Here is a 16,282-nt window from a genome sequence, read left to right as displayed (position 1 = left end):
GCTGGCGAGCGACTCCCTATAATGCCGCGCCTATGGCTAAGCAAAAGAAACAATCCCAAGGCTCCATCGCACAGAACAAGAAGGCCCTGCACGACTACTTCGTCGAGCAGCGCTTCGAGGCAGGCCTCGCCCTGGCAGGCTGGGAGGTCAAGAGCCTCCGTGCCGGCAAGGCCCAACTGGTGGACAGCTACGTACTGCTGAAGGACGGCGAGGCCTGGCTGCTCGGTAGCCACATCACCCCGCTGAAGACCGCCAGCACCCACGTCATCGCCGACCCCGTGCGCACCCGCAAGCTGCTGCTGCACAAGCGCGAACTGGGCAAGCTGTTCGGCGCCGTCCAGCAGAAGGGCTACACCTGCGTCGCCCTCTCGCTGTACTGGAAGGCCCACCTGATCAAGTGCGAGATCGCCCTGGTGAAGGGCAAGAAGGAATTCGACAAGCGCGCCACGGAGAAGGAACGCGACTCCGACCGGGAGATCGAGCGCGCCATGCGCACCAAAGGCAAGGAGTGATCCTCGCCAGACAGAAACGCCGGGCATTGCCCGGCGTTTTCGTTTGCGCGCACTGACGACTCAGATGCCCTGGCGCCGCTGCGCCCGCTCCAGGCGCACCGCCTCCAGCCGTCCCTCGGCCAGCACTTCCTGCACGTAGTCGATGTGGCGATGGGACACCTCCCGCGCCTCCTCCGCACGCCGCTCGATGATCGCCTCGTACAGCGCCCGGTGCTGGGCCATCAGCATGTCGCGGGTCTCGCTGCGCTGCAGGTACATCCCGCCGATGTTGGTCACCACGTTGTGCTTGAGCAGATCGAACAGCCCACGGATGGTGTGCAGCAGCACCGCATTGTGGCTGGCCTCGGCAATCGCCAGGTGGAAGCGCGCATCGGCGGCGCCCTCCTCCTCCCGGGTCGCCTGGCTGCCCGGCGAATAGCAGGCCTGCAGCGCCTCGAAAGCCTCGCCCAGGCGCTCATGGTCAACAGCCGTCGCCCGCAGCGCCGCGTAGTAGGCGCAGGAACCTTCCAGCGTATGGCGGAACTCCAGCAGATCGCGCTGCGCGTCGGGGTTGCCCTCCAGCAGCTTCAACAGCGGATCGCTGAAGGTCGACCCCAGCTCCGCCGACACGTAGTTGCCGCCGCCCTGCCGACTCACCAGCAGCCCCTTGGCCACCAGCTTCTGGATCGCCTCCCGCAGGGACGGACGCGATACCCCGAACTGCTCGGCCAGCACACGCTCCGCCGGCAGCCGCTCGCCTGCTTTCAGGGTCCCCTCGAGGATCATCGCCTCAAGGTGATCGACGATGTCATCCGACAGACGGCGCTGACGCACCTGACCGAATCCCATACCCCTCCCGAACCACCGTTCCGTTCCCGTTCCAGCCGCCTGCCATGGCAGCCCAGCTCATTCAGCGCGGCAGCCTAACCAGCGCCATCGCCATCCACAAGGCGCAGATGAGCCCCATGCGCTCGACCAAAGTTGTAGGACACGAAATTGACAGGTCAATAGGAGGGCTTTTACCCTGAGCCGTCGATTTTGTAAATTGGTAATACCAATTCGACGAAAACGCCGAACGGAGAGCAATTGCCTGCTGCTGCGCCACGAGCGCAACGACTCCGGAAGGCCAACAGGCACTCCAAAAACAATCAGGGAGCCACCCGAATGCAAGCTTGGCAACAGATCTACACCCCGCTCGGCAGCCTCGGCCTGTCCGCGCTGGTCGCCTTGATCCCCATCGTGTTCTTCTTCCTCGCCCTCGCCGTGTTCCGCATGAAGGGCTACATCGCAGGCACCATCACCCTGGCCCTGTCCCTCGCGGTCGCGATCTTCGCCTTCAAGATGCCGGTCGACATGGCCTTCGCCGCCGCCGGCTACGGCTTCGCCTACGGCCTCTGGCCCATCGCCTGGATCATCGTCGCCGCGGTGTTCCTCTACAAACTCACCGTCAAGAGCGGCCAGTTCGAAGTGATCCGCAGCTCCGTGCTGTCCATCACCGACGACCAGCGCCTGCAAGTGCTGCTGATCGGTTTCTCCTTCGGCGCCTTCCTCGAAGGAGCCGCCGGCTTCGGCGCCCCCGTGGCCATCACCGCCGCGCTGCTGGTGGGCCTGGGCTTCAACCCGCTCTACGCCGCCGGCCTGTGCCTGATCGCCAACACCGCCCCGGTGGCCTTCGGCGCCCTCGGCATCCCGATCATCGTCGCGGGCCAGGTCACCGGCATCGACGCCTTCAAGATCGGCGCCATGACCGGCCGCCAACTGCCCTTCCTGTCGATCATCGTGCCGTTCTGGCTGGTGGCCATGATGGATGGCTGGCGCGGCATCAGGGAAACCTGGCCGGCCGCCCTCGTCGCCGGTGCCAGCTTCGCCATCACCCAGTACTTCACCTCCAACTTCATCGGCCCGGAACTGCCCGACATCACCTCCGCCCTGGTGAGCCTGGTGTCCCTGACCCTGTTCCTCAAGGTGTGGCAACCCAAGCGCGCCGAAGACCGCGAAGTGGTCGGCGTCTCCGGCGGTGCAGCCGTCATGGGCGGTTTCGGCGGCCCGCGCAGCACCACCCCGTCGCCCTACAGCTTCGGCGAGATCCTCAAGGCCTGGTCGCCCTTCCTGATCCTCACCGTGCTGGTCACCATCTGGACCCTGAAGCCGTTCAAGGCCCTGTTCGCCCCGGGTGGCGCGCTGGAGCACTTCGTCTTCATGTTCGCCATCCCGCACCTGGACCAGTTGGTGATGAAAGGCGCCCCCATCGTCGCCACCGCCACCGCGATTCCGGCCGTCTACAAGTTCGACCCGATCTCCGCCACCGGCACCGCGATCTTCCTCTCCGCCGTGGTCTCCATGCTGGTCCTGAAGATCAACTTTAAAAATGGTCTGACCAGTCTGGGTGAAACCTTCGTCGAGCTGAAACTGCCGATCCTCTCCATCGGCATGGTGCTGGCCTTCGCCTTCGTCACCAACTTCTCCGGCATGTCCACTACCCTGGCGCTGGTGCTGGCCGGCACTGGCGCGGCCTTCCCGTTCTTCTCGCCGTTCCTCGGCTGGCTGGGCGTGTTCCTGACCGGTTCCGACACCTCCTCCAACGCCCTGTTCGGCTCGCTGCAGGCCACCACCGCCCACCAGATCGGCGTCAACGACACCCTCCTGGTCGCCGCCAACACCAGCGGTGGCGTCACCGGCAAGATGATCTCCCCGCAGTCCATCGCCGTGGCCTGCGCCGCCACCGGCATGGTCGGCAAGGAATCGGACCTGTTCCGCTTCACCCTGAAGCACAGCCTGCTGTTCGCCGCCATGGTCGGTCTGATCACCCTGGCGCAGGCCTATGTGTTCACCGGCATGCTGGTTCACTGACCAGGGCCGGCTGCGCGTCGGTGATGCAGCAAGGGAATGGCCTCGGGGAGGCTCGCCTACATAGGTAGGCTCGGCTCCCCCGGCCATTTCCGCCCTGTATCGCTCCAGCGCGCCCGATCCACGTTTTCTGCCAAAACGGAAGAGCCCATGATCATCTCCGCCTCCACCGACTACCGCGCCGCCGCCCAACGCAAGCTGCCGCCCTTCCTGTTCCACTACATCGACGGCGGCGCCTACGCCGAGCACACCCTGCGCCGCAACGTGCAGGACCTGGCCGACATCGCCCTGCGCCAGCGCGTGCTGCGGAACATGTCCGAGCTCAGCCTCGAAACCCAGCTGTTCGGCGAAACCCTCGCCATGCCCGTCGCCCTCGCCCCCGTTGGCCTCACCGGCATGTACGCCCGGCGCGGCGAAGTGCAGGCCGCCAAGGCCGCAGCGGCCAAGGGCATCCCCTTCACCCTCTCCACCGTCTCGGTGTGCCCGATCGAAGAAGTCGCCCCGGCCATCGACCGGCCCATGTGGTTCCAGCTCTACGTGCTCAAGGACCGCGGCTTCATGCGCAACGCCCTGGAGCGCGCCAAGGCCGCCGGCGTCACCACCCTCGTCTTCACCGTCGACATGCCCGTGCCCGGCGCCCGCTACCGTGACGCCCACTCCGGCATGAGCGGCCCCAACGCCCCGCTGCGCCGCGTGCTGCAAGCCATGACCCACCCCGCCTGGGCCTGGGACGTCGGCCTGCTGGGCAAGCCCCACGACCTCGGCAACATCTCCACCTACCGCGGCAACCCCACCGGTCTGGCCGACTACATCGGCTGGCTCGGCGCCAACTTCGACCCCTCCATCTCCTGGAAGGACCTCGAATGGATCCGCGACTTCTGGCAAGGCCCCATGGTCATCAAGGGCATCCTCGACCCCGAGGACGCCCGTGACGCCGTCACCTTCGGCGCCGACGGCATCATCGTCTCCAACCACGGCGGCCGGCAGCTCGACGGCGTGCTCTCCAGCGCCCGCGCCCTGCCCGCCATCGCCGATGCCGTGAAGGGCGAGCTGAAGATCCTCGCCGACTCCGGCATCCGCACCGGCCTCGACGTCGTGCGCATGCTCGCCCTCGGCGCCGACACCGTCATGCTCGGCCGCGCCTTCGTCTACGCCCTGGCCGCCGCCGGCGGCGCCGGCGTGAGCAACCTGCTGGACCTGATCGAAAAGGAAATGCGCGTGGCCATGGTGCTCACCGGCGCCAAGTCCATCGCCGAGATCAACGCCGACTCACTGGTGCGCGACCTGCCCCGCTGAACGGCGTCCATCCAAGACGAGGCCGCCCAAGCGGCCCGCACCCCACCGTTGATGACAGGACCTGACCGATGAGCCTGCCCGCCGCCTTCCTGCACACCGTCGAGCGCCTGATCCCCCGCGACCGGCGCTTCGACGATGCGCTCTCCACCCTCGCCTTCGGCACCGACGCCAGCTTCTACCGCCTCATCCCCAAACTGGTGGTGCGGGTCGAGAGCGAAGCCGAAGTCATCACCCTGCTCAAGGCCGCCCACGCCGAACAGGTGCCCGTCACCTTCCGCGCCGCCGGCACCAGCCTCTCCGGCCAGGCCATCAGCGACTCGGTGCTGATCGTCCTGGGTGACAACTGGAACGGCCGCGACATCCGCAAGGGCGGCGAGCAGATCCGCCTGCAGCCCGGCGTCATCGGCGCCCAAGCCAACGCCTGGCTCGCCCCCTACGGCCGCAAGATCGGCCCCGACCCGGCCTCCATCAACGCCTGCCAGATCGGCGGCATCGTCGCCAACAACGCCAGCGGCATGTGCTGCGGCACCGCCCAGAACAGCTACCACACCCTCGCCGGCCTGCGCCTGGTGCTGGCCGACGGCACCCTGCTCGACAGCGAAGACCCGGCCAGCGTCGCCGCCTTCCAGGCCAGCCACGGCGAGTTGCTGGAGCGCCTGGCCGAACTCGGCCGGCAGACCCGCGCCAACACCGAACTGGCCGCGAAGATCCGCCACAAGTACCGCCTGAAGAACACCACCGGCCTGTCCCTCAACGCCCTGGTGGACTACGACCAGCCGCTGGACATCCTCACCCACCTGCTGGTGGGCTCCGAAGGCACCCTCGGCTTCATCAGCGCCGTCACCTACGACACCGTGCCCGAGCACCCGCACAAGGCCTCCGCGCTGATCGTCTTCCCCGACGTGGAAACCTGCTGCCGCGCCGTCCCCGTGCTCAAGCAGCAACCGGTCTCCGCCGTCGAACTGCTGGACCGCCGCAGCCTGCGCTCAGTGCAGGACAAGCCCGGCATGCCCACCTGGGTCAAGGGCCTCTCCGCCAGCGCCTGCGCCCTGCTGATCGAATCCCGCGCCGCCAGCGCCAGCCTGCTGCACGAACAGCTCGCCCGCATCACCGCCTCCATCGCCGACTTCCCGGTGGAGCAGAAGGTCGACTTCAGCGAAGACCCGGTCGTCTACAACCAGCTGTGGAAGATCCGCAAGGACACCTTCCCCGCCGTCGGCGCCGTGCGCCAGACCGGCACCACGGTGATCATCGAAGACGTCACCTTCCCCGTCGAACAGCTCGCCGCCGGCGTCAACCGCCTCATCGAACTGTTCGACAAGCACCGCTACGACGAGGCCATCCTCTTCGGCCACGCCCTGGAAGGGAACCTGCACTTCGTCTTCACCCAGGGCTTCGACAGCCCCGAGCAGGTCGCCCGCTACGACGCCTTCATGCAGGACGTCGCCCAACTGGTCGCCGTCGAATTCGGCGGCGCCCTCAAGGCCGAGCACGGCACCGGCCGCAACATGGCGCCCTTCGTCGAACTGGAATGGGGCCACGACGCCTACCAGCTGATGTGGCAGCTCAAGCGCCTGCTCGACCCCACCGGCATCCTCAACCCCGGCGTCATCCTCAGCGACGACCGCGAACTGCACCTGAAGAACCTCAAGCCGCTGCCGGCCGCCGACGAGATCGTCGACAAGTGCATCGAATGCGGCTTCTGCGAGCCGGTCTGCCCCTCCAAGGGCCTGACCCTCAGCCCACGCCAGCGCATCGTCATCTGGCGTGACATCCAGGCCCGCAAGCGCGCCGGCATCGACACCCGTGAGCTGGAAGAAGCCTTCGCCTACCAGGGCGTCGACACCTGCGCCGCAACCGGCCTCTGCGCCCAGCGCTGCCCCGTCGGCATCAACACCGGCGATCTGGTGCGCAAGCTGCGCGGCGAACACGCCCACCGCCCCGGCACCGCCACCTGGCTCGCGCGCAACTTCGCCACCACCCTCAAGGGCACGCGCCTGCTGCTGGCCACCGCCAACCTCACCCGAGCCGTGCTCGGCGCCCCGCGCCTGGCGCGCCTCAGCGGAGCCCTGCACCGCGCCAGTGGCGAACGCCTGCCCCAGTGGACCCCGGCCATGCCGCAACCGGTGCGCTTCGACCCACCGGCCGCCGGCCCCGTGGGCGAGCGCCCGCGCGTGGTCTACCTCACCGCCTGCGTCTCCCGCGCCATGGGCCCGGCCGCCGGTGCCGACGAACAGATGCCGTTGATGGACAAGACCCGCCGGCTGCTGGAGAAGGCCGGCTACCAGGTGGTCTTCCCCGACAACGCCGACAACCTCTGCTGCGGCCAGCCCTTCGCCTCCAAGGGCTACGCCCGCCAGGCCGACGACAAGCGCGACGAACTGCTGGCCGAACTGCTGCGCGCCAGCCGCGGCGGCCTCGACCCGATCTACTGCGACACCAGCCCCTGCACCCTGCGCCTGGTGCAGGACCTGGACGACCCCCGGCTGAAGATCCACGACCCGGTGAAGTTCATCCGCACCCACCTGCTCGACCGCCTGGAGTTCACCCCCCAGGAGCAGCCGGTGGCCGTCCACGTCACCTGCAGTACCCAGCACCTGGGCGAATCCCAGGCGCTGATCGACCTGGTCAGCCGCTGCACCCGCCAGGTGGTCGTCCCCGAAGGCATCCACTGCTGCGGCTTCGCCGGCGACAAGGGCTTCACCACCCCGGAACTCAACGGCCACGCCCTGCGCAGCCTGAAGGACGCCGTGCAGATCTGCGAGGAAGGCGTCTCCACAAGCCGCACCTGCGAGATCGGCCTCAGCCACCACAGCGGTATCGACTATCACGGCCTGGTCTACCTGGTGGACCGGGTCACCCGCCCCCGCGCGGACTGAACCTCAAGAGCCGTGCCCGGCACGGATTGCGCCCCGCCTCGAGCGGGGCTTTTTTATGGTTCTTCACCGCCCTGCAACTGCGATTCCCGACAGCAACGTGTGTGCGCACACTGCAGTGTTGCCAAGCGTGGGACGGTGGGGCGGCGACAGGTCCCCCAGCAGAAAACCTGAACCGCCCTCCCCGCCACCCTGTCCACCTTCATGAGCCCGCTTCGCGCCGGCTCGCCCATCTCGGACATCCGTGCTCCACCCGGCCTTCCCGCGAGGCCCACTCCGAGTGCCACAGAACGAAGAGAGGACCACCCCCATGAAACGCACTGCCCTGCTGCTCGGCGCCACCCTGCTGGCGTCCCCCCTGGCCTTCGCCGACGACCTCTGCACCCTCAACCTGCAGAAGATCAGCGACCAGCTCGCCACCGCCACCACCCTCGGCGATCCGCTCAAGCAGGAAGTCCAGGACCTGCGCGCCAAGGCCGAACAGGCCAAGACCCACGGCGACACCGAAGGCTGCATCAGCGCCTCGAACATGGCCCTGCAACGCCTGCAGCGTCCCAACACCGACGGCGGCAGCGCCGGCGCGTCGCAGTAGAGGCAGGTAGAAGGATCGCGACAAGGCGGCCCGGCAGTACGCCGGGCCGCAGAGACGGTAAGGCCCCGCCCGAGCGGGGCTTACTCGTTGGTGCGGGCGGCGCGTTCCAGCAGGGACACGGCGAGCTGCCGCAGTTGCTGCAGGTCCACCGGTTTGGTCATGCAGGCATCGGCGCCCCGGCGGCGCGCCTCGGCCAGCAGGGCGTCGTCGGCCGCAGCACTGACCACCATCACCGGCATGCCCTGCAGGTGGGCGGAGCGGCGCACCTGGTCGAGCACCTGCAGGCCGTCGCCGTCGGGCAGGTCCAGGTCCAGCACCAGCAGCGCCGGGGTCATCTGGTCGAGGGTGGCGAGGGCGCGCCCAATGGAGCCGACCCCGCGCACGTCGGCCACTTCACGCAGCCCTTCCTTGAGCACCTTGAGGCAGGCCGGGTGGTCCTCAACGCAGAGCACTTCCGGCAGGGTGATGGCGCCGATGTGCTCGTTGAGCGAGCCCTGGGGCTGGGGTGCGGCGGCGCTGGGCAGGTCGATCCAGAAGCGGCTGCCGACGCCGGGGGTGCTGCTGAAGCCGATCTGCCCGCCCATCAGCTCCGCCAGTTCGCGGCACAGCACCAGGCCGATGCCGGTCCCCGGGATGGTGGAGTTTTCCCGGCCCAGGCGCTGGAACGGCTGGAACAGCATGGCCTGCTGCTCTTCGCTGAGGCCCGAGCCGGTGTCGGCCACCCACAGGCGCACGCCGGTGGCGCGCACTTCGTAGCCGAGGCTGACCATGCCCTGGGGGCTGTTGTACTTGACCGCGTTGGACAGCAGGTTGAGCAGCACCTGGCGCAGGCGGCGGGCATCGGCCATGACGAACAGCGCCGATTCGGGCGCGGCCATCATCTGCAGTTGCAGCTGGCGTGACTGCAGCTCGGGCTGGATCAGCTCGGCGCAACTGGTCAGCAGCGGGCCGATGTCCACCGGTTTGAGCTGCAGCTGCTGGCGACGGCTCTCGATGCTGGAGAGGTCGAGGATGTCGTCCACCAGCGAGGTGAGGTGCCGGCTGGCGTTGACGATCTCCTGGGCGTACTCGCCCTCCTCCCGGCGCTCCTCGCGGCCTTCGGCATCCAGGGTGATGAGCTGGGCGAAGCCGTGGATGGCGTTGAGCGGGGTGCGCAGCTCGTGGCTCATGCTGGAGAGGAAGCGGCTCTTGGCCTGGCTGGCGGCCTGGGCCTCGCGGGTGGCGCGACGCAGCTCCTCTTCCACCTCCTTGAGGCGGGTGATGTCCACGTGGGTGCCGGCCACCAGCTTGGCGTGGCCGTCGGCATCCCGCTCCAGCACCTTGCCGCGGCTGAGCAGCCAGGCGTATTGCCCATTGGCATCGGCGAAGCGGTACTCGGCGTCGAAGTTCTCCTGCTCGCCGGCGGAGAACTGGGTGCGCAGCTGGCGCAGCCGCTCGATGTCGTCGGGGTGCACGCGCTTGTTGAAGTCGGCCAGGCTGAGGTGGTCGCTGGGCAGCCCGAAGCGCCGGGCGAAGCGCCCGCTGATGCGGATGGTGTGGGCCTGCGGGTCGGTCTCCCAGATGCTCTCGGTGGTGCTCTCCAGCACCAGCTCCAGGTTGCGCTGGGCCTGGAAACGCTCCTGCTCGCTGGCCTGCAACTGGGCACCGGTGTGCTGCACCGCCTCGGCCATGTCGGCCAGCTCCTGGATGCCGCTCTGCGGCGCGGCGGGGTGGTAATCGCCCCGGCCCAGGCTGCTCATCATTCCGACGATGCCGGACATGGGCACCGACAGCTCGTTGGACAGGCGCCGCGAGCGCGACCACATCCAGGCGAAGAACAGCGCGTAGAAGAAGGCCAGGCCGGCGATCAGCAGGTAGCCGATCTGCTGGTAGCGCTCGGCCAGGCGGTTGGTCTCGCTGAAGATGTTGGCCTCGTCCACCACCATCATCAGGCGCCAGCCGGTCTGCGGGATCTCGGCCCAGGCGACCATCTGCTTGCGCCCGCCCAGCACCACTTCCTGCACGTTGCCCTTCTCACCGCTCATGGCCGCCAGCAGCGGGCGCATCTCGGGGAAGCGGTCGAGCTTGAAGTCCTCGGGCTTGAGCATCTCGCGGCGCACCGCCTCCTCGTAGGAGTAGCTGGTGAGCTCGCGCAGGCGGAAGTCGCGCTCGCCGGCCTCGGGCAGCGCCATGATGCTGTTGTCGCGGCTCACCAGCATGGCGTAGCCCTGCCACGGCACCTTGAGGCCGCCGATCTCCTTGAGCATCTTGTCGACGGTGATGTCGAGGCCCACCACGCCATCGAGGAAGTCGCCGGTGTACACCGGGGCAATGGCGGACATCATCCAGCCCTGCCCGGCCGGGTCCAGGTAGACGTCGGTCCAGACCACGCGGCGCAGCGGGTTGTGGGTGGCGTCGGCGAGGTAATAGAAGTTGTAGTCGGGTATCACCATGTCATGGGGATACTGCTCGGGGGTCATGAAGAAGGGGTAGATGCGGTTGTAGCTGTCCCAGGTGTTGAAGTAGACCGCCGCCATCAGCGGGTCGGATTCGCGGATGGACTTCATCAGCGGGTCCAACTGCGACAGGCGCATCACCTTCTCGCGGTCCTGCTGCGCCGGCGGGGTGCTGTTGGCATAGAAGGAGGCGGCACGGCCGTCGTCGCTGCGGGTGTAGAACACCCCGTCGGGGGTCTGCGCGTGGCGCTGGCGCTCCAGGGCGTCGGGGCGGAAGTCCTCGTGGTGCAGCGCGCGGTAGGCGGCGTCGCGGTACATCCGCGTCAGCACCTCGATGCTGTGCAGGCGCCCGTCGATGATCTTGCCCTCGCGCACCACCGCGCTGCTCAGGTCCTCCAGCGCGCTGCGCTGCAGGTAGTCCACCTGCGCATCGCGGATGGCGCCGTTGGTCAGCAGGTAGACGGCGATCAGCACCGACTCCACGAGGATCAGCGGAATCAGCGCGCTCTGCACGAACGCCCGCCAGATCCACTGGCGAAGGGGATGACGTGAACGCAGCATGGGACGCTCTCTGTAAGGGACACCCTGACGATAGCTGGCAATCATATGTCATGCGGCCAGCCCACCCCCAATTATCGCGGGGCTGTCGACGTTGCCCGGGTTTTGGCGTACGATGCGCCCCTGCTCTAGAGCGAGCATCGGGGCCGATTAGGATTCGACGCCGGTAACAAAACTCTAGGGGCATGCCGAGCTGGCAGCAGACCTCGTAAATCAGTTGCTGCACTTTAATAGTTGCCAACGACGACAACTACGCTCTGGCTGCTTAATGCGCCAGCAGTCGCTAGGGGATGCCTGTAAACCCGAAACGACTGTCAGATAGAACAGGATCGCCGCCAAGTTCGCTGTAGACGTAACGGCTAAAACTTATACAGCTCGCTCAAAGCACCCTGCCTGTCGGGCGGCAATGAGCTAACTCAGTAGACCAGGCTAAGCATGTAGTCCCGAAAGCGGAGAACTGGCGGACGGGGGTTCAAATCCCCCCGGCTCCACCAAATAAACCCCTGATTTTCCTAGAGAAATTCAGGGGTTTTTCTTTGGGTGTCGAAAAAGTGTCGAAAAGCATAAGCCGAACACAAAAAGGAGGGTGGCAGAGCCACCCTCCAAAACAGAGCATCAGAAGTCGAATTTGAGCTGCCCCGGATGACTCCGGTAGTGGGCACAAACATCCTCCCACTTACCGAAACGGCGCCGCTTGTACTGGTGGACATACACCGTGCGGAGGCGATTTCCAGACCGCCGACGAGAAGTAGTCATGATCACTTCTCCTTCTTGCGGCGGATGCGCAGGCGCCAGGCTTTCAAACCATAGGCATGCGCGTCCAAGAGGCGCTTACCGCACCGCCGGTAGCGGCAGTACACGTACTCAAACTCATCAGTAGGTTCTTTCATGTTGGGGGGTTCCTATAAAAGGAAGCCCCTCAAGACCAAGGTGAGTTTTTACCTACCAACCCCTTGACCACTGAGGCCATCCAGGCCTACAAGAGATTGTGTGCGTTTATGCATATGCGTATAGTAAGTCCCCACCTCCAGTCCTGAAGGGCTTGAGCGTAGGCGTTTTGACAGGCTTAGTTTTCCAGACCTGACTGTCTCTGCGCCGGATGATGCCCTTGCTACCTAAAGGTAGCGAGGGCGTTCTTTTTACTGGATAGAAATCCAGCAATTTAAATGCTATCGAGACTCGTAAGAGCCGGTCAAGCATTTCCTCACATCGCACGAGCCTTTTACCTACAGGCTCGGTCCGAATCCCTTCGGGAAGCGCCATTAAATTGCCATGTCGCATCGACGTGGACACAAGATATGCCCCCATTTACTCCATTGCAAGGCGAGGAGTACTGAACAAGCTGTGGATAACTTGTGCGCAGAAATTTTGAGGCCATAAGGCTCAAGGCCTTGAAGCACTAGGCTTCCAGATAAGCCATTTTTTTTCGCCTTCTCCTGAGCATTTTTTGACCAACAAAAATGTGGCACTACATGTTGTGTTGAGCGGAATCGCTTGTAAGTGGTCCGAATCGAAGAGCGTCTCGCAGATGCTCAGGCGCCAGATGCGCATACCGCATCGTCATGGCGACGGTGGAATGCCCCAGGATTTTCTGAAGGGTGAAGAGGTTGCCGCCGTTCTGGATGAAGTGGCTGGCGAAGGTGTGGCGCAGGACGTGGGCAGCCTGCCCTTTCGGGAGCTTGATGGTGGTTCGCTTCAAGGCCCGGCGGAAGGATGTGATACACGACGTGAACTGCCCGTGTGTGCGCCAGTGCTTCCTGAGTCGATCCGCAAGCTCCCTGGATATCGGGACAGAACGGACCTTCCCTGACTTGGTGCCGGCATAGGTGACAACATTCCCCTTCAGGCGGTTTGGGGGGAGCTTTTCGGCCTCCGACCATCGGGCCCCCGTGGCGAGGCAAAGCAGCGTCACCAGCTCGGTATGCGGGTTCTCACAGCCGGTACTGATCGAATCGAGCAGTTCGCCTATCTGGTCCTGGGTGAGCCAGGACAGTTCACGCTCTTGCAGCTTGAGCGGCTTCACGCTTGCGAGTGGGTTGTCATAGTCGAGCTGGCCCAGGTCACGCAGTTCGTTAAACACGGCGCGGATGTAGCCGAGTTCGTTGTTCATCGTCTTCGGTGACACACCCGCATCGAGACGTTTACGCCGCATGGCGGAGTAGTCTGAAGCGTCAAGGAGCCTTGCAATCGGGTTACGCAGACGAACAGCCACCTGCTCCAGCTTGGAGAGACGACGCTTTCCGTCACGGAGTGAGTGCCCGTGCAGGTTGTACCAGAGGCTGATCAACTCAGAGAGGCGGCGACGGTCCTTCGGTTTGGGTGTCCATGAAGGGGCCTCGATAACCCTGGCACGGCAAGTGGCTTCGAAGCGCTGAGCCTCCCCCTTGGTCTTGAAGGTCTTGCGAAAACGCTTGCCCTTGATGGGTTCGGTGTCGACTCGCCAACGACCGTCAGGCAGTTGCGTGACAGCCATTACACGGCCCTCCCCCACCTGACATGGCGTTCCTCAAGTAGTTGCTTGATGTGCTTGTAGACGTCGTGTGCGGTCATCTCCTTGGCGGCGTAGTGGTCGCGGATCACAGGCCAGCATTCCCAGGTCTGGAGCCGTTCAAAGGCGGTCTTTGCGCCCACTCGCTCCCGTGCAAGCAGGCTGACGAAGTTTCCCAGGAACAGCTCGACGTTCTTGCCCGAGAAGCCCCGTGCGGTCTTGTGGTAGCGCCTGTATTCGGTTTCATCGATGAGCGAATCGACGGGGACGTCGACCTGTACGTCGTTGCGGATGAGCGTCCAGATGGGTTCGTAGTAGCCGGGACGGGCCAGCAGGCGGAACTGACCCAGGCCATAGCGCCACAGGCCGTCGAGGTGATGGGTGAAGGCTTCGTAGGTCTTGGTGTCGATGGGCTGGCCGCTCTTGGCGTCGATGGAGCCGGAGGCGAATTGCTGGACGATGGAGTGGTGGTAGCGCAGTTCGATCCGCCAGACGTCGGCCTCGGGGTTGTAGTTGTGGGGGTCGTCGTCACAGAACGAGTCTCGACGCTTCCAGACGCTTTCCCAGTAGTCGAGCTTGTCCGTGACGCGGGCCTGCTCGGTCTTGTTGTAGAGGCAGAGCTGAATGCCGCTGGCCGAGCCGAACATGAAGGTTTCGCCGCGTCCGTAGACGCTGGACTTGGTGTCCCATTGGATTTCGTTGATGCCCGAGATGTCGCGGTGTGTCCGGGCCCGGCAGTGCATGCGGGCAACCAGGTCGGCGGGCGGGGTCCAGTTCTGCAGGTCCAGGGCGAGGTGAACGGCGCACTGGTTGACCTCAACATGGGTGAGCAGGTGTTCGGCGTAGCGGTCCATGCGGGCCTGTAGCCGGTGGGGGCTGAGGGCGTCGATGGCGTGGGGGGAGACTTCGATTTTGACGTGGGGGCCGATGCTGTCGACCTTGGCGTTGAAGTTCTTCACCAGCAGGACGAAGCCCAGGTCGGCGTTCTGTAGCTTGTACTGGTAGCCGGAGTCTTTGCTGACACGTCCGGCATGCCACCGCTCTCCAGCGAACTCGACGATGGTCCCCGGGTTGTCGAAGAGTTCGATGACGCCGGGTCGTATCAGTCCCCGGTAGAGCTGACGCACCGTATCCACGCCACACCGCAGGAGGGTGACGCGACCCAGGTCGGTCATTTTCAGGGTGTGGGGGTCAATGAACATCCGGCCCTTCGGGTCTTCATTGCAAAGGGCGTCGACTCTCAAGAGGTCTTTGGCTGCCATGTTCGAATCTCCAACATTGGCCAGTATTGGCCGTTTCAAAATGGGTTTGTCTGACGTGTTACAGGGGCGTCAGCGGCGCGCGTGCGGCCTGTCGTGCGCTCGTGCCTTGCGCTCCCTCCAGGCCGCACGCGCGCTCAGCACTGCCCCTAGGGCGCGCTGTAGCCGAGGGTTGAGGGCCATACCCTGGCGGGGACCTCTGCAAGGCCCTGGGATATGGGGGCCGCCACTTTGGGCGGGGCGTTGGGGTCAGGCGGTGGGGCGGTGGCCGCTGGGGTGCTGTTGCGGGGCTGGCCCTGGCAGGTGAAGCGGGATTCCCAGTCTTCGTAGGTGACCCGCACCACGCATTCACCCTGGGGCTTGAAGCGGTACCCACTGGACATGAGCTGCCAGGAGTTGAGGTTGATCACCTGCCCTTGGGCGTCGGTCATCTGGAAGAGATAGATGACGCCTTTGTCGGCCATGTACAGGGTGCCGATGATGGAGATGCGGCGGTCACCGAAGGGGTGCGCTAGCTGAACAGGCGGGCTACCTGGCTGAAGGCCCACAGGCACGCCAGGAAGGAGGCTACCCGCAGGATCACCCGGCGCAGCAGCCACAGCCCCAGGCTGGCCAGTGCCTTGCAGCTGGTTCGGGTCACCCGTTTGAGCAGGGGCAGCGGCTGTTTCAGCAGGCGGAGCAACGCCGAAAGTAACTGGCCCCATCCATGCCGAAAAGCCAACGCAAGCGGCAATAAATACCAGTAGTAGCAGTAACTTAGGCGACCTGAAGAGGCTCTTGCCGGCTTTGGTGTCATGGTGCGCTCCCGTGGCGGTGGAGTCGTAGAGGGCGAAGGTCTGCTTCTTGATCCGCTTGTATTCGATGACGGTCCCTTCCATGGGCGGGCGGTTGATCTGGGCGTCGTGCTGGGCCTCTTTGTAGCGTCCGGGGATGCCGATGACGGCGAGGTTGGAATGCCGGTAGGCCATCTCGCTGGTCATGCGGATGTCGTCGCGGATGTAGGCGATGTTGGGTGTGGTGAGGACGATGTCCCAGTTGAAGTGGCGGTGCCGGGTCCAGGCGTCGAGCCAGCCCATGGGGCGGTCGGCCTCGGCGGCGGCTTCGGGGCCTCCGGGGAAGTCGAAGCGCTTGAGGTCGCTGTCGCGCCAGGACTTGGGAAACACCAGCTGGGTTTCGTCGAAGATGATGAAGGCGCCGCGCGGTGCCCACTGGAACCACGTGCGCATGCGCTCGAGGTCAGTGAGCGATTCGAGCGAGAGGTTGATGATTTCGCTGGTGTTGGGCAGGTCGGGGAAGACGGTGTAGGCGCGGTCCAGGGTGAAGCCGCGGATGTTGGTGATGATGACGCGCCCCTGCAGCAACGCGGGGATGGCGTCATCCTGAAGGGCGCCGGAGGTCTTGTAGGAGCCGTTGGGGCCGTGGTGGATTTTGATCGACATG

The 16,282-nt window shown here is 65.3% G+C and carries 11 protein-coding genes and 1 other RNA gene; 6 read left to right on the top strand and 6 right to left on the bottom strand.

Annotated features, from left to right (window positions below):
* Positions 1-32 precede the first annotated feature (32 nt).
* Positions 33-512 carry an SsrA-binding protein SmpB gene (gene smpB / locus FBY21_RS24085; RefSeq protein ID WP_044413676.1) on the top strand — a complete coding sequence of 160 codons (480 nt, stop codon included), beginning with the start codon at positions 33-35 and terminating at the stop codon, positions 510-512.
* A 60-nt stretch (positions 513-572) separates the two neighbouring features.
* Here smpB and FBY21_RS24080 read toward each other — a convergent pair whose 3' ends face one another.
* Positions 573-1,340: an FCD domain-containing protein gene (locus FBY21_RS24080; RefSeq protein ID WP_044413674.1), complete on the bottom strand. Its 768-nt coding sequence runs from the start codon at positions 1,338-1,340 to the stop codon at positions 573-575.
* 315 nt (positions 1,341-1,655) lie between these two features.
* Here FBY21_RS24080 and FBY21_RS24075 point away from each other — a divergent pair, with 315 nt between their 5' ends.
* The 4 genes from FBY21_RS24075 to FBY21_RS24060 all read left to right on the top strand — a co-directional run bounded on the left by FBY21_RS24075 (position 1,656) and on the right by FBY21_RS24060 (position 8,102).
* The gene (locus FBY21_RS24075; protein ID WP_142014266.1) at positions 1,656-3,341 is read left to right on the top strand and encodes a lactate permease LctP family transporter; all 1,686 of its coding nucleotides are present in this window, start codon (positions 1,656-1,658) and stop codon (positions 3,339-3,341) included.
* Positions 3,342-3,488: 147 nt separating this feature from the next.
* A complete protein-coding gene (lldD, locus tag FBY21_RS24070; protein ID WP_044413668.1) occupies positions 3,489-4,634 on the top strand; it encodes an FMN-dependent L-lactate dehydrogenase LldD in 1,146 nt (381 codons plus the stop codon).
* A gap of 68 nt (positions 4,635-4,702) precedes the next feature.
* Positions 4,703-7,513 carry an FAD-binding and (Fe-S)-binding domain-containing protein gene (locus FBY21_RS24065; RefSeq protein WP_142014264.1) on the top strand — a complete coding sequence of 937 codons (2,811 nt, stop codon included), beginning with the start codon at positions 4,703-4,705 and terminating at the stop codon, positions 7,511-7,513.
* A gap of 307 nt (positions 7,514-7,820) precedes the next feature.
* The gene (locus FBY21_RS24060; RefSeq protein ID WP_044413662.1) at positions 7,821-8,102 is read left to right on the top strand and encodes a hypothetical protein; all 282 of its coding nucleotides are present in this window, start codon (positions 7,821-7,823) and stop codon (positions 8,100-8,102) included.
* Between the two features lie 80 nt (positions 8,103-8,182).
* On the opposite strand, the gene FBY21_RS24055 is transcribed toward FBY21_RS24060, so the two are convergent.
* A complete protein-coding gene (locus FBY21_RS24055; protein ID WP_074970402.1) occupies positions 8,183-11,098 on the bottom strand; it encodes an ATP-binding protein in 2,916 nt (971 codons plus the stop codon).
* A 139-nt stretch (positions 11,099-11,237) separates the two neighbouring features.
* On the opposite strand from FBY21_RS24055, the gene ssrA reads away from it, so the two are divergent.
* Positions 11,238-11,589, top strand: a transfer-messenger RNA (tmRNA) gene (ssrA, locus tag FBY21_RS24050).
* A 264-nt stretch (positions 11,590-11,853) separates the two neighbouring features.
* Here ssrA and FBY21_RS30005 read toward each other — a convergent pair.
* From FBY21_RS30005 to FBY21_RS24035, 4 genes are all read right to left on the bottom strand, one after another.
* Entirely contained in the window at positions 11,854-11,985 is a 132-nt protein-coding gene (locus FBY21_RS30005; protein WP_260845401.1) for a hypothetical protein, read from the bottom strand.
* A 578-nt stretch (positions 11,986-12,563) separates the two neighbouring features.
* The gene (locus FBY21_RS24045) at positions 12,564-13,568 is read right to left on the bottom strand and encodes a tyrosine-type recombinase/integrase (protein WP_142014260.1); all 1,005 of its coding nucleotides are present in this window, start codon (positions 13,566-13,568) and stop codon (positions 12,564-12,566) included.
* The gene (locus tag FBY21_RS24040; RefSeq protein ID WP_142014257.1) at positions 13,568-14,845 is read right to left on the bottom strand and encodes a hypothetical protein; all 1,278 of its coding nucleotides are present in this window, start codon (positions 14,843-14,845) and stop codon (positions 13,568-13,570) included. Before FBY21_RS24040 ends, FBY21_RS24045 begins: the two co-directional genes overlap by 1 nt.
* A 146-nt stretch (positions 14,846-14,991) precedes the next feature.
* The gene (locus FBY21_RS24035) at positions 14,992-16,281 is read right to left on the bottom strand and encodes a zonular occludens toxin domain-containing protein (protein ID WP_142014254.1); all 1,290 of its coding nucleotides are present in this window, start codon (positions 16,279-16,281) and stop codon (positions 14,992-14,994) included.
* Position 16,282: the final 1 nt, after the last annotated feature.

Origin of the sequence: Pseudomonas sp. SLBN-26 (assembly GCF_006715895.1) — a bacterium.
GTDB lineage: Bacteria > Pseudomonadota > Gammaproteobacteria > Pseudomonadales > Pseudomonadaceae > Metapseudomonas > Metapseudomonas otitidis.
This window is presented reverse-complemented; position numbering and strand designations above follow the sequence as displayed.